Below are 13,325 nucleotides of genomic sequence, written 5' to 3'. Positions count from 1 at the left end.
CAGCATAACTTTAAACTTCGACTAGAGGTTTAGGGTTCCACCCGGAGGCCGGACGTGTCAAACAATCAAAATTATCTAGCCGTCATCAAGGTTGTCGGTATCGGCGGTGGCGGTGTCAACGCCGTCAACCGCATGATCGAATTGGGCCTCCGCGGTGTCGAGTTCATCGCCATCAATACGGATGCCCAGGCTCTGCTCATGAGCGATGCCGACGTCAAGCTCGACGTCGGTCGCGATCTCACCCGCGGGCTCGGTGCCGGCGCTGACCCTGAGGTGGGTCGCCGCGCCGCCGAGGATCACGCCGAGGAGATCGAGGAAGCCCTCGCCGGGGCCGACATGGTCTTCGTCACCGCTGGAGAGGGTGGCGGCACCGGAACCGGTGGTGCCCCCGTCGTGGCTCGTATCGCCAAGTCCATCGGCGCCCTCACCATCGGTGTCGTCACCAAGCCGTTCGGCTTCGAGGGCAAGCGCCGCCAGGCCCAGGCCGAGACCGGTGTTGCCTCGCTCAAGAACGAGGTCGACACCCTCATCGTCGTGCCCAACGATCGCCTGCTCGAAATCAGCGACCGCGGCATCAGCATGCTCGAGGCCTTCGCGACCGCTGACCAGGTGCTCCTGGCTGGCGTGCAGGGAATCACCGACCTGATCACCACCCCCGGGCTGATCAACCTCGACTTCGCCGACGTCAAGTCGGTCATGCAGGGTGCCGGCTCGGCCCTCATGGGCATCGGCTCGGCTCGCGGAGCCGACCGTGCGATCAAGGCGGCCGAACTCGCCGTCGCGTCGCCCCTGCTCGAAGCCTCGATCGACGGCGCTCACGGCGTACTCCTGTCGATCCAGGGCGGATCCAACCTGGGAATCTTCGAGATCAACGATGCGGCCCGCCTCGTGCAAGAAGCCGTGCACCCCGAAGCCAACATCATCTTCGGTGCCGTCATCGATGACACCCTGGGCGACGAGGTGCGGGTCACCGTCATTGCTGCCGGCTTCGACGGTGGCGAGCCCGGCGCCAAAGCGGTCGAGGTTCGGCGTGCCGACCTGGTGGCCGCTGGAATTGCGGCCGGTGCCGGGTCAGCAACGATCGGTGCGGCAGCATCCGCTGGCAGCGCCACGAAAGTCCCGGCAGCCGACTCCGGCAGCTACAGTGATGGCGAGCTCGCGGCCTCCGTCTGGGGCGGCTCTGACGCTGGTAACGGCGTGACCGTTGCCGACCCGGCCTTTGAAGAAGAGGCCGACGACCTGGATATACCCGACTTCCTCAAATAGGTCGATGACAGGCAATCCCGGAGCCGATCAGGTCGCATCGGCTTCGGGATGTACCCTGATCACCACACGAATCGGCCACACGAATCGGCCACACGCAACGGACAGAGCACTATGAGCCTGGAATTTCCTAACGGGGTATCCTCCGAACCGGCAGCTAACACGTCGGCACCGAGCGAATTGGCAACCCGTCTGGAAACCGTGCGCGTCGGTGTCGCTGATGCGGTCCGAACAGCGGGCCGCGATCCGGCCGACATCACCACGATCGTCGTGACCAAGTTTCACCCCATTTCACTGATCGAAGAGCTCTACGCCCTCGGTGTGCGCAACATGGGTGAGAACCGGCACCAGGAGGCGCAGTCCAAGGCCGCGTCGCTGGCCGATCTCGACCTCGTCTGGCATTTTGTCGGGCAGGTGCAGGGCAAGAAGGCGCGCCAGGTGCGGGCCTATGCCAACGTTATCCACTCGGTTGATCGGGAGTCTCTCGTGACCGCACTGGCCTCAGAAGAATCAACGATCGACTGCTTCATCCAGGTGAATTTAACGGATGACGCGGCGCGCGGAGGCGTGGATCCCGCACATCTGTCGGCCCTGGTCGACAGCGCTCTCATCGTTCCCGGCGTGCGTCTGCTCGGGCTCATGGCCGTCGCTCCCTTGGGGCAGGAGCCGCGCCGTGCTTTCGCCTACGTTCGCGAACTCAGCGAACAGATTCGTCAGCAGGTGCCCACGGCCACCGCGCTGTCCATGGGCATGAGCCAGGACTACGCGGCTGCCGTGCTCGAAGGGGCGACACACCTAAGAATTGGCACGGCAATCACCGGCAATCGCCCGGTGCTCAGTTAATCTCGAAGTAGCAAACCAACACGGAGGTCGACATGTCCAACCCGCTCAAGAAAACCATGGTCTACCTGGGTCTGGCAGACGAAGAGCTGGAGTACCAGGCGCCCGCCAGCGCTCAGAGTGCTGCCGCCTCCAACCACGTGAGTGCCGTGCCTGCACGCGGGCACGACAACGCGCCGCACGGTAATGCCGCACCCTCCAACACAGCCCAGAACTCAGCCGGTCGTGCACCGGTCACCCCGCTGCACAAGACTTCGACCCCCCAGAATGTGGCTGCGTCTGACATGAATGAAATTCTCACGGTTCACCCCCGCGCCTACAAAGACGCCCAGGTCATCGCCGAATCCTTCCGCGAAGGCATTCCCGTCATCATCAATCTGTCGCAGATGAGCGACGGTGATGCTCGCCGCCTGATCGACTTCGCCAGTGGCTTGTCGCAGGGCCTCTACGGCAAGATCGAGCGCGTCACGGCCAAGGTCTTTCTGCTCTCGCCGTCCCACGTCGTCGTCTCCGGCGACAGCACCACCGAAGAGGGCGCTGAGGACAGCTCCTTCTTCGCGCAAGGCTAGACTTCAGTGTGACTGGTCTATCAATTCTGGGAAATCTTCTCTACTTCCTGTTCTTCATGTACTTCCTCGTACTCTGGGGTCGGTTCATCATTGACCTCGTGCGCGGTGTCAACCGGGCTTGGCGTCCACAAGGCTTCCTGCTCGTGCTCGTCGAATTCGTCTACACGTTGACGGACCCGCCGGTACGCTTTTTCCGTCGTCTGGTCCCGCCGCTTCGCATTGGGCCGATCGCACTGGATTTCGGCTTCACGCTGACGATGCTTTGCTGCATCGTCGGTATGACCGTGGCAGGAATAATACAACGCGCCTAATGGGGCATGTATCCTTATCGGATGACTGGTTCGCCCTGAGCCTGCACTCGCTCGTCGGTAGCCCGTAGTCAATCCAACACTTGAGGCACTCATCGCCTCAAGTCAGTCAAATGTTCACAATTAACACAAGTTTTGAGGGTGGAAAGCCATGGCGCTAACTCCGGAAGATGTAGTCAACAAAAGGTTTCAGTCGACCAAGTTCCGTGAGGGATACGACCAAGACGAGGTCGATGACTTTCTCGACGAGGTTGTCGTCGAACTGCGTCGTCTGACCAAGGAAAACGAGGAACTGCGCGGTCAGGTCGGAGGGGACGCTGCCCCTGTGGCTGAGTCCGCTCCGCTCGCTGCGGCGTCGCCCGAACCCGCTGTTGTCACACCCGCTGTCGTCGAACCCGTCGCCGCTCCGGTTGCCGCTGTCGCCGCGACGCCGATCGACGAGACCGCCGGCACAACTAACCTGCTGCAGCTGGCTCGCCGCCTGCACGAGGAGCACGTCAAGGAGGGCGCTGAAAAGCGCGACGCCCTGATAGCTGAAGGCCACGCCACTGCGGCGCGTGTCATCGCCGAGGCAGAGACCCAGCAGCGCGTTCAGCTGCAGAAGCTCGACCAGGAGCGTTCGACGCTCGAAGGCAAAATCGACGAGCTGCGCACGTTCGAGCGCGAGTACCGTTTGAAGCTCAAGAACTACATCGAGGGTCAGTTGCACGACCTCGACGCGAGCTCGGTTGGCTCTGCGGCTGACGCTGGAAACGCGTCGAAGCCCAGCTTCCAGGGCTTTGGAGCCTAGCGCCAGAACGAAGAAGCGTTCGCGAGCGCTCATCGTTCTAGCTCTCGTCGCGCTCGGCGTTTACGCGCTCGATCAATCCAGTAAGTATCTCGTCGTCACTTCGATGACCGAGGGTTCCGTGATCCGGGTTCTGAATGATGCGCTGCAAATGCATTTCGTTCGGAACCCGGGGGCGGCATTCTCCCTCGCGAGCGGGTCCACCTGGATCTTCTCCATCATCGCTGGCGCCGTCGTGGTGTTCATCGTGTGGTTCGCCCGGCGTATCCGCTCATTCGCCTGGGGTCTCGTATTCGGGCTGCTCCTCGGTGGAGTGCTCGGCAACCTGACCGACCGGCTGCTGCGCGAACCCGGCTTCGGAGTTGGGCACGTCGTCGATTTCATCTCGACACCGTGGTTGTTGCCGGCGATCTACAACGTCGCCGACATGGCCATCGTGAGCAGCATGGTCATCTTCATGATTCTGACCATTCGCGGTATCGGCCTCGACGGCGATAAGGTCGTGGCCGTCAGCAAGACCGCCACCCCAACACTGAAACAAACGGATGCTGTGACCCCCGATCTCATGACCCGCGAATCAGTTGATCCCGATTCGACGAACAGTGACCGGCCGAACCCCGGGGCCGAGGCCCGGCCATGACCGATTCCCACGACCTGTCCAGCCCTCCGGAGCGGCGATCGCTGCCCCTGCCGGACGGGCTGGAGGGCGTACGCGTTGACGCCGGTCTGGCCAAGCTATTCGGGTTCTCCCGCAACTTCGCCGCTGAGGTGTCCGAGGCGGGTGGTGTCGTGCTCGACGGCGCCGTCGTCGGCAAATCGGATCGCCTCCGGGCGGGCAGCTGGATCGAAGTCACCTGGCAGCCCAAGCAGCCGGTGCGCATCATCCCCATCGCCGTTCCCGACCTCACGGTCGTGCACGACGATGAGAGCATCGTCGTCATCAACAAGCCGGCCGGCGTCGCCGCCCATCCGAGCGTCGGCTGGACTGGCCCAACCGTTCCGGGCGCCCTGGCGGCGGCGGGGTATCGCATCGCGACGTCCGGCGCTGCCGAACGTGCAGGCATCGTGCACCGCCTCGACGTCGGTACCAGCGGGCTTATGGTCGTTGCCAAGTCGGAGACGGCCTATGTCGCCCTCAAAAAGGCGTTCCACGACCGCGAGGTGGACAAGATCTACCACGCGGTTGTCCAGGGCCACCCCGACCCGCTCGCCGGCACCATCGACGCGCCCATCGGCCGCCACCCGCGATCGGACTGGAAGTTCGCGGTAATGGCTGACGGTAAGTCCTCGATCACCCACTACGAGACCCTCGAAGCCTTCCCTTCGGCCTCCCTGCTGGAGGTACACCTGGAGACCGGGCGCACCCACCAGATTCGCGTGCACATGACGGCCCAGCGGCATCCGTGTGTCGGCGACGCCATGTACGGCGCTGATCCGTCGATCACCGCCCGACTCGGACTCAAGCGCCAGTGGCTGCACGCGAAACAGCTGGCTTTCACCCATCCGGACAGTCACGAGTGGGTCACCTACAACGCCGATTACCCGGCTGACCTCTCGCACGCCCTCGCGGTGCTGCGCGGAGACTGACCGGCCGACTCGTCCCTAACCGTTTCATCAACTCGTCGGAGTCTTTGTGAGTAACCCGGTCAGTGCCACCGAAAATTTTGTACATCTGCACGTGCACAGCGAATACTCAATGCTCGATGGTGCAGCGCGAGTAAAACCCCTGATCAAGGCCGCTGTTGAGCAGGGGATGCCTGCGGTGGCGATCACCGATCACGGTAACGTGTTCGGCGCGTTCGACTTCTGGAAGAGCGCGACCGACGCCGGTATCAAGCCGATCATCGGTACCGAGGCGTACATCACCCCTGGCACCGACCGCCGTGACAAGACCCGGGTGCGCTGGGGAACGAGTGGCCAAAACCGCGACGACGTCGGTGGCGCCGGCTCGTACACCCACATGACGCTGCTCTCCGAGAACACTGCGGGAATGCACAACCTGTTTCGGCTCTCTTCGAAAGCCAGCCTCGAGGGGTACTATTTCAAACCGCGCATGGATCGCGAGCTGCTGAGCCAGTACTCCACGGGACTGATCGGAACCACCGGCTGTGTCGGTGGGGAGGTACAGACCCGCCTCCGGCTCGGCCAGTACGCCGAGGCCAAGAAGGCAGCCGGAGATTTTCAGGACATCTTCGGCAAGGAGAACTTCTTCTGCGAGATCATGGATCACGGCATCGATATCGAGCGCCGCACCATGACCGACCTGCTCAAGCTCGCCAAGGAGCTGGACCTGCCCCTGCTGGCCAGCAACGACCTGCATTACACCCACGCTCACGACGCTACCGCCCACGCCGCGCTGCTCTGCGTGCAGTCGGCATCAACCCTCGACGACCCCAATCGGTTCAAGTTCGACTCCAGCGAGTTCTACCTCAAAACCGCCGCTCAAATGCGGCACCTGTTTCGTGACCACCCCGAAGCCTGCGACAACACACTGCTCATCGCCGAGCGCTGTGAGGTGGAATTCAACACCAAAGCCAACTACATGCCCCGCTTTCCCTGCCCGGAGGGTGAGAACGAGGAAAGCTGGTTCATTAAAGAGAACGAGATCGGGCTGGCCAAACGCTACCCGAAGGGCATCCCGGCAGACGTGCGCAAGCGCGCCGACTACGAAGTCGGCATCATCGTGCAGATGGGGTTCCCCGGTTACTTTCTCGTCGTCGCCGACTTCATCATGTGGTCCAAGCAGCAGGGCATCCGCGTCGGCCCCGGTCGTGGTTCCGGCGCCGGCTCGATGGTCGCCTATGCGATGGGCATCACCGACCTCGACCCGCTCGTGCACGGGCTCATCTTTGAACGGTTTTTGAACCCCGACCGCGTCTCCATGCCCGACTTCGATGTCGACTTCGACGAGCGTCGTCGCGGCGAGGTCATCAAGTACGTCACCGAGAAATACGGCGAGGAACGCGTTGCCCAGATCGTCACCTATGGCACGATCAAGGCCAAACAAGCCCTGAAAGATGCCTCCCGCGTACTCGGCTTTCCGTTCGGCATGGGCGACAAACTCACCAAAGCCATGCCGCCGGCCATCATGGGCAAGGACGTGCCCCTCACCGGAATGTTCGATAAGGACCACCCGCGCTACCGGGAAGCGGCGGACTTTCGTGCGGTGATCGAAAGCGACCCCGAAGCCCGTACCGTCTTCGACACCGCCCTCGGCCTCGAGAACCTGAAGCGTCAGTGGGGCGTGCACGCCGCCGGCGTGATCATGTCGAGCGACCCCCTGATCGACATTATTCCGATCATGAAGCGTGAAGCGGATGGTCAGGTCGTCACGCAATTCGACTACCCCGCTTCCGAAGCCCTCGGACTGATCAAGATGGACTTTCTGGGGCTGCGCAACCTCACCATCATCGATGACACCCTCGACAACATCGCGGTGAACCGCGGCCACCGGCCCGTACTCGAAGACCTCGGGCTTGAAGACCCCGCCGCTTACGAACTGCTCGCCCGCGGAGACACCCTCGGTGTCTTCCAGCTCGACGGCGGCCCCATGCGAGCGCTGCTGCGGCTCATGAAGCCCGACAACTTCGAAGACATCTCGGCGGTCATCGCCCTGTATCGCCCGGGGCCCATGGGCGCCAACTCGCACACCAACTATGCGCTGCGCAAGACCGGTGTGCAGGAGATCATTCCCATCCACAAGGAGCTCGAAGAGCCCCTCCAAGAGGTCATCGGCACCACCTACGGCCTGATCGTGTACCAGGAGCAGGTTATGTCCATCGCGCAGGTGCTCGCCGGCTTCACGCTCGGTGAAGCCGACCTGCTGCGCCGCGCCATGGGTAAGAAGAAGAAGTCTGAGCTGGACAAGCAGTTCGAGGGCTTCTCGAAGGGCATGCAGGACCGTGGCTACTCCATGGATGCTGTGACCACGGTCTGGAACATCCTGCTGCCCTTTTCCGACTACGCCTTCAACAAGGCGCACTCCGCTGCGTACGGGGTGCTCTCCTACTGGACCGCGTATCTCAAAGCCGTCTACCCGGCCGAGTACATGGCGGCGCTGCTCACGAGCGTTGGCGACTCCCGCGACAAGCTCGCGCTCTACCTCAACGAGTGCCGCCGCATGGGAATCCAGGTGTTGGCGCCCGACGTGAACGAGTCGATCGGGTTCTTCGCGGCCGTGGGTACGGACATCCGTTTCGGCCTGGGTGCTGTGCGCAACGTCGGTTTCAACGTGGTCGAGGCTATTCGCAGCGCCCGCGAGGAAAAGGGCCGCTTCGAGTCGTTCCACGACTTTCTGCGCAAGGTGCCGCTGCCCGTCGCTAACAAGCGCACGATCGAATCGCTGGTCAAGGCTGGGGCATTCGATTCGCTCGGCGCGACTCGGCGCGGCATGGTCGAGATTCACGAATCGGCCGTGGAGTCCGCCGTCAAGATCAAGCGGGAAGAGAGCAACGGCAATATCGGGTTCGACTTCGACAGCCTCTTCGACGAACCGCAGGACACCGAGCAGGTGCCTGACCGGCCGGAGTGGAGCAAGAAAGAGAAGCTCGCCTACGAACGCGACATGCTGGGGCTGTACGTGTCTGACCATCCGCTCGCCGGGCTGGAAATTCCGCTCGCCAAACACGCCAGCACGACCATCGCCGACCTGATCGCGTCAGAATCGACCGAAGACGGCGACACCGTGACCGTGGCCGGCCTGATCACGAGCGTGCAGCACCGTATCGCCAAGAAATCGGGCAACCAGTACGGCATGATCCAGGTCGAAGACTTCGGCGGTGAAATCACCGCGATGTTCATGGGCAAGGCCTACCTCGAATTCGCACCCGAGTTGGTCAGCGACGCGGTCGTCGTGGTGCGCGGCCGCGTGAGCCTGCGCGATGACGGCATGAACCTGCACGCGTTCAGTGTTTTCCAGCCGGAGCTCGGCCAGGGCTCAGACCAGAGCCTGGTCTCAATCACGGTAGGGGAGGCCCGCGCGACCACCGACACTGTCGGTGCGCTCGGCGAGATCCTCCAGCGGCACAGTGGAGACGCCGAGGTGCGGTTGAAACTGGTCAAGGGCGACGTGGCTCGGGTGTTCGAACTGCCGCACCGCGTGAAGGTGAGCGCGGACCTGTTCGGCGAGCTGAAGAGCATCCTCGGCCCGAACTGCCTGACCTGATGAGCGGCGCACGCGCTGCAGAAGACTGACAGCGTGCCAGCCTAGGCTGGATATATGCACAATCGAGAGCCGATCTATTCGACCGCCATCGGCGCCGGACGCGCCCTGTTCGGCCTGCTCCGGGTGCGCCCGACCGTGACCGGCCTGGAACATCTGCCGGCCACCGGCGGCGCGGTACTCGCGATCACCCACTTCGGTTACCTCGACTTCGCCCTGGTCGAGTGGATCACTTGGCGGCACAATCGTCGCCACATTCGTTTTATGGCCAAGAAGGGCGCCTTCGACCAGCCGCTGGTAGGTGCGCTGTTGCGGGGGATGAAGCACATCTCGGTCGACATGGACAGCGGCAGGGAGGCCTACGCTCGGGCCGTCGACGCTCTACACGACGGCGAACTGCTGGGTGTTTTTCCCGAGGGCGGCGTGAATGCCTCGTTCACGGTGCGGGAGCTCAAAACCGGAGCGGTGCGCATGGCGCAGGCCGCGAACGTGCCGATCATCCCGGTCGCCGTGTGGGGTGGGCATCGGTTGATGACTAAGAACCACCGGTCGACACTTCGGGAGCGGGTCGACGTGCCGGTCAGCATCCGCTTCGGCCAGCCGATTCCGCCGGATGCGGCAGGCCCGACCGACCGCAACGTCGCGGTGCACACGGTGCGGCTGCATGACACCCTGCAGTCTCTCGTCGACGCCGTGCAGGCGAAATACCCGGTGCCGGGCGCCGGGGCATGGTGGCAGCCCGCACACCTGGGCGGGACCGCGCCGACACCGGCCGAAGCTGCGGTCGTCGAGGCTGAACGGCGCCGTCGAAGGGCCTCGGAGAAGTTGGCCGCCGCGAAGGCGAAGCCCCGGTCCTAGACGGCGGCGCCCGGTACTCGGTAGGTGCGCTCGTGGTACAGCAGTGCCTCAGCGTCGGGGCCCATGCCACCGCCCTCGATCTGCACGACGACGACGGCATTGTTGTGCACCGACACCCGTTCGACGATGCGGCCGATCATCCAGCTGGTCACGCCCTCCAGCACCGGAAGTCCGTAGGGGCCGGGCTGCCAGTGCTCACCGATAAAGCGTTCGGCGTGCGGCCCGGCGAGTTTCTCCGCGACGCTTCGGTTATGCGCGCCGAGCATGTGGATGACCACGCGGTCGGCGGCGGCGATCGACGGCCACGAGCTCGCCGATCGGGCCATGTTGAACGTGGCGAGCGGCGGAACTGCGGAGAGCGACGCGAGGGAGGTAGCCGTGAAGCCGACCGGGCTGCCGTCTTGGGCCAGGGTCGTTATCGCGGCGACCCCGGCGGCGTGACGGCGAAACGCGTGCTTGAACGCGGCGAGGTCGTCGGGGGCATGGGGATCAGCGGCGAGCGGCGGGGCGACCGGCAGGGTCAGTGGGGGTTCGACATTACTTTTCATACACAACCAACAATCTGTTTCACCCTCAGCCTATTCCCGTGCGCTGCTTGTTCCGGCTCGCGCCGGATAGGCTGGGACACGATGATTCAGACTATTGACCTTCGCGGGACCGAGCCGACCCCGGCCTCCCTCCTGGCTGCTGTACCGCGCGCCCTCACGAGCGTCGCCGTCGCCGCCGACATCGCCGCCGACCTCATCGCTGACGTGCGCGAGCGCGGCGAGGCGGCTTTGCTCGATCAGGCCGAACGCCTCGACCGAGTGCGTCCGGACCAGGTGCGGGTTCCCGCCAGCCACATCACTGACGCGATCGCCGGACTCGACCCGGCCGTTCGCACGGCCATCACCGAGACAATCCGCCGCGTGCGCCTCGCCAGCGCCGCGCAGGTACCCCCACACGTGACGACCACGATCGAGGCCGGGGCCACCGTCACCCAACGCTGGCAGCCGGTGAACCGGGTCGGTCTCTACGTGCCGGGCGGCAAGGCCGTCTACCCCTCGAGCGTTGTGATGAACGTCGTGCCCGCGCAGGTATCCGGCGTGAGGTCCATCGCCCTGGCCTCGCCGGCGCAGAGCCACTTCGACGGCCGGGTACACCCGACCATCCTCGCCGTCGCCGGACTGCTCGGTGTCGACGAGATCTACGCCATGGGCGGCGCCGGCGCCATCGGTGCTCTCGCCTACGGGGTCGCTGACATCGGCCTCGAGCCCGTGCAGATCGTCACCGGCCCCGGCAACGTCTACGTCGCCGCCGCCAAGCGGCTCATTCGTGGGCAGGCCGGCATCGACTCCGAGGCCGGCCCCACCGACATCCTCGTGATAGCGGATGCCGCCGCCGACCCGCTGCTCGTCGCCGCCGACCTGGTCAGCCAGGCCGAACACGATGAACTCGCAGCTGCCGTGCTCGTGACCGATTCGGCCGAACTCGCCGACGCGGTGGCGGCGCGCCTGACCGAGCTGGCAGCATCCACAACCCACAGCGCGCGGGTGAGCGCAGCGCTCGGTGGGCGCCAGTCGGCGATCGTGCTGGTGGACAACCTGCAGGTTGCCGCAGGGTTCAGCAACGCCTTCGGACCGGAGCACCTCGAGATTCAGACGAGCGACCCCGATGCGGTGCTGGCCGACATTGAGAACGCCGGCGCAATTTTTCTCGGCGCGTACTCACCGGTGAGCCTCGGAGACTACGTCGCGGGTTCCAATCACGTGTTACCCACCGGGGGACAAGCCCGGTTCTCGTCGGGACTCGGCGCGTATACCTTCTTACGGCCGCAGCAGATCGTTCGGTACAGCCGCGAGGCTCTCGAAGCCGTCGCCGATCACATTGCGGCATTGTCTGGCGCCGAAGCCCTGCCCGCACACGGCGATGCAGTGGCTGCCCGTTTTGCGGCCGACCACTAGGCTGGCAGCACCATGTTCTGCCCGTTTTGTCGCCACCCCGATTCCCGAGTCGTCGACTCGCGCACGAGCGACGACGGACTGTCGATTCGTCGCCGTCGGCAGTGCCCGGAATGCGGCCGCCGGTTCAGCACCAGCGAAACGGCGAGCCTGAATATCATCAAGCGCAGCGGCGTGGTCGAACCGTTCAGCCGAGAAAAGATCGTCTCCGGCGTGCGCAAAGCCTGCCAGGGGCGGCCCGTCACGGACTCCGACCTCGCCATGCTGGCTCAGAAGGTCGAGGAGACCATCCGCCAGACCGGTGCCTCCCAGGTCGACGCCAACGACATCGGCCTGGCTATTCTCCCGCCGCTGCGTGACCTCGACGAGGTCGCCTACCTGCGATTCGCGAGCGTCTACCAGGGGTTCGACTCCCTCGACGACTTCGAAGCCGCCATCGCCACGCTGCGCACCGAGCACTCACACGACTCGAAAAAGCCGAGCGCAGTGTCAACCGCGGGCGCACCCGTGGTCGACGCTGCTGCCACCAAACGGTAGGGACCGATGTATCCGCTGTTCTTCAAGCTCGTGCTCACCCGGATGGACCCCGAGCGCGCTCATCACCTCGCTTTCACCGTCATTCGGCTGCTGCCGGCGTTGGGCATCGGCCATCTCGTACACCGCTTCACGCGCCCGCGCACCGACCTCGGCGTGAACACCCTCGGCCTGCACTTTGCGTCACCGTTCGGCGTCGCGGCTGGCTTCGACAAGGATGGCGAAGCCGTGCTCGGGCTCGGCCAGCTCGGCTTCGGCCACGTCGAGGTCGGAACTCTGACCGCTGTCGCCCAGCCCGGAAACCCGAAGCCGCGCCTGTTTCGCCTCGTGGCCGACCGCGCGGTCATCAACCGCATGGGCTTCAATAACCACGGTGCCGCCGCAGCCGTCGCCCGGCTCACCCGGGTGCGTGCCGTGGCCGGCCGTCCGGTGCTCGGCATCAACATTGGCAAGAGCCGGGTCACCGCCGTCGAGAACGCCACGGCTGACTACCTGCAGAGCGCCCACACGCTCGCCGCCCTCGCCGACTACCTCGTGGTCAACGTGAGTTCACCGAACACCCCGGGCCTGCGCGGACTGCAGGAACTGGACCAGCTCGCCCCGCTGTTGACCGCGGTCAAGAAGGCCGCCGGCGTCACCCCGTTGCTCGTCAAGATCGCACCCGACCTGTCGGACGCCGAGGTCGCGCGCATTGCCGCCCTCGCCGTCGAACTCGGCCTTGACGGTATCATCGCCACCAACACCACGATCTCCCGCACGGGCTTGCGAACGGGTGCCGCCACCATCGCCGCCGCCGGAGCCGGCGGCCTGTCCGGCGCCCCGCTGCACGCCCGGTCGCTCGCGATCCTGCGGCAGATTCGTGCCGTCGTGCCGCCCGGGTTCTGCGTCATCTCAGTCGGCGGGGTGGACACGGCCGCTCAGGTGGCGGAACGCCTCGCCGCCGGCGCCACCCTCGTGCAGGGCTATACGGCGTTCCTCTACCGCGGTCCCCTCTGGGCCCGGCAGATCAACCGCGGACTCGACCGCATCCTGGCGCCTGCCGCCTGGTAACCCTAGGGTTTCGGC

At 64.7% G+C, this 13,325-nt stretch carries 13 protein-coding genes; 12 read left to right on the top strand and 1 reads right to left on the bottom strand.

Going from position 1 to position 13,325, the window contains the following annotated elements:
* Positions 1 to 54: 54 nt before the first annotated feature.
* The 9 genes from ftsZ to CXY74_RS15755 all read left to right on the top strand — a co-directional run bounded on the left by ftsZ (position 55) and on the right by CXY74_RS15755 (position 9,786).
* Positions 55 to 1,266: a cell division protein FtsZ gene (gene ftsZ / locus CXY74_RS15795; RefSeq protein WP_104201305.1), complete on the top strand. Its 1,212-nt coding sequence runs from the start codon at positions 55 to 57 to the stop codon at positions 1,264 to 1,266.
* Between the two features lie 111 nt (positions 1,267 to 1,377).
* Entirely contained in the window at positions 1,378 to 2,106 is a 729-nt protein-coding gene (locus CXY74_RS15790) for a YggS family pyridoxal phosphate-dependent enzyme (RefSeq protein ID WP_104201304.1), read from the top strand.
* A 32-nt stretch (positions 2,107 to 2,138) separates the two neighbouring features.
* Positions 2,139 to 2,672, top strand: a complete 534-nt coding sequence (locus tag CXY74_RS15785; protein ID WP_104201303.1) for a cell division protein SepF — start codon at positions 2,139 to 2,141, stop codon at positions 2,670 to 2,672.
* A gap of 8 nt (positions 2,673 to 2,680) precedes the next feature.
* On the top strand, positions 2,681 to 2,983 hold the full coding sequence (locus CXY74_RS15780; protein ID WP_233193456.1) for a YggT family protein: 303 nt from the start codon (positions 2,681 to 2,683) through the stop codon (positions 2,981 to 2,983).
* Positions 2,984 to 3,131: 148 nt separating this feature from the next.
* A complete protein-coding gene (locus CXY74_RS15775) occupies positions 3,132 to 3,770 on the top strand; it encodes a DivIVA domain-containing protein (protein ID WP_104201302.1) in 639 nt (212 codons plus the stop codon).
* Positions 3,760 to 4,407 carry a signal peptidase II gene (gene lspA / locus CXY74_RS15770; protein WP_104201301.1) on the top strand — a complete coding sequence of 216 codons (648 nt, stop codon included), beginning with the start codon at positions 3,760 to 3,762 and terminating at the stop codon, positions 4,405 to 4,407. Before CXY74_RS15775 ends, lspA begins: the two co-directional genes overlap by 11 nt.
* Entirely contained in the window at positions 4,404 to 5,354 is a 951-nt protein-coding gene (locus tag CXY74_RS15765) for an RluA family pseudouridine synthase (protein WP_104201300.1), read from the top strand. The genes lspA and CXY74_RS15765 overlap by 4 nt, the downstream gene beginning before the upstream one ends.
* Before the next feature lie 109 nt (positions 5,355 to 5,463).
* Entirely contained in the window at positions 5,464 to 8,931 is a 3,468-nt protein-coding gene (gene dnaE, locus CXY74_RS15760) for a DNA polymerase III subunit alpha (protein WP_104201546.1), read from the top strand.
* A gap of 54 nt (positions 8,932 to 8,985) precedes the next feature.
* Positions 8,986 to 9,786, top strand: coding sequence for a 1-acyl-sn-glycerol-3-phosphate acyltransferase (locus tag CXY74_RS15755; protein WP_104201299.1), 801 nt, complete (start codon positions 8,986 to 8,988; stop codon positions 9,784 to 9,786).
* On the opposite strand, the gene CXY74_RS15750 is transcribed toward CXY74_RS15755, so the two are convergent.
* A complete protein-coding gene (locus CXY74_RS15750) occupies positions 9,783 to 10,334 on the bottom strand; it encodes a flavin reductase family protein (RefSeq protein WP_104201298.1) in 552 nt (183 codons plus the stop codon). The two genes, CXY74_RS15755 and CXY74_RS15750, sit on opposite strands and share 4 nt — an antisense overlap.
* 81 nt (positions 10,335 to 10,415) lie before the next feature.
* Between CXY74_RS15750 and hisD the strand changes: the two genes are divergently transcribed.
* From hisD to CXY74_RS15735, 3 genes are read left to right on the top strand one after another with little or no spacing between them, the layout of a single operon-like run.
* On the top strand, positions 10,416 to 11,729 hold the full coding sequence (gene hisD, locus CXY74_RS15745; RefSeq protein ID WP_104201297.1) for a histidinol dehydrogenase: 1,314 nt from the start codon (positions 10,416 to 10,418) through the stop codon (positions 11,727 to 11,729).
* Between the two features lie 12 nt (positions 11,730 to 11,741).
* Positions 11,742 to 12,263, top strand: coding sequence for a transcriptional regulator NrdR (nrdR, locus tag CXY74_RS15740; RefSeq protein WP_104201296.1), 522 nt, complete (start codon positions 11,742 to 11,744; stop codon positions 12,261 to 12,263).
* 6 nt (positions 12,264 to 12,269) lie between these two features.
* Positions 12,270 to 13,310: a quinone-dependent dihydroorotate dehydrogenase gene (locus tag CXY74_RS15735; protein ID WP_104201295.1), complete on the top strand. Its 1,041-nt coding sequence runs from the start codon at positions 12,270 to 12,272 to the stop codon at positions 13,308 to 13,310.
* The last annotated feature ends 15 nt before the right edge of the window (positions 13,311 to 13,325 follow it).

This window comes from Cryobacterium sp. Y29 (genome assembly GCF_002929825.1).
Taxonomy (GTDB): domain Bacteria; phylum Actinomycetota; class Actinomycetes; order Actinomycetales; family Microbacteriaceae; genus Cryobacterium.
This window is presented reverse-complemented; position numbering and strand designations above follow the sequence as displayed.

Coding starts and splice junctions, on each gene's coding strand:
- CXY74_RS15790 (WP_104201304.1), top strand. CDS start 1,378: ATGAGCCTGGAATTTCCTAACGGGGTATCCTCCGAACCGGCAGCTAAC.
- CXY74_RS15785 (WP_104201303.1), top strand. CDS start 2,139: ATGTCCAACCCGCTCAAGAAAACCATGGTCTACCTGGGTCTGGCAGAC.
- CXY74_RS15775 (WP_104201302.1), top strand. CDS start 3,132: ATGGCGCTAACTCCGGAAGATGTAGTCAACAAAAGGTTTCAGTCGACC.
- CXY74_RS15765 (WP_104201300.1), top strand. CDS start 4,404: ATGACCGATTCCCACGACCTGTCCAGCCCTCCGGAGCGGCGATCGCTG.
- dnaE (WP_104201546.1), top strand. CDS start 5,464: ATGCTCGATGGTGCAGCGCGAGTAAAACCCCTGATCAAGGCCGCTGTT.
- CXY74_RS15755 (WP_104201299.1), top strand. CDS start 8,986: ATGCACAATCGAGAGCCGATCTATTCGACCGCCATCGGCGCCGGACGC.
- CXY74_RS15750 (WP_104201298.1), bottom strand. CDS start 10,334: ATGAAAAGTAATGTCGAACCCCCACTGACCCTGCCGGTCGCCCCGCCG.
- hisD (WP_104201297.1), top strand. CDS start 10,416: ATGATTCAGACTATTGACCTTCGCGGGACCGAGCCGACCCCGGCCTCC.
- nrdR (WP_104201296.1), top strand. CDS start 11,742: ATGTTCTGCCCGTTTTGTCGCCACCCCGATTCCCGAGTCGTCGACTCG.
- CXY74_RS15735 (WP_104201295.1), top strand. CDS start 12,270: ATGTATCCGCTGTTCTTCAAGCTCGTGCTCACCCGGATGGACCCCGAG.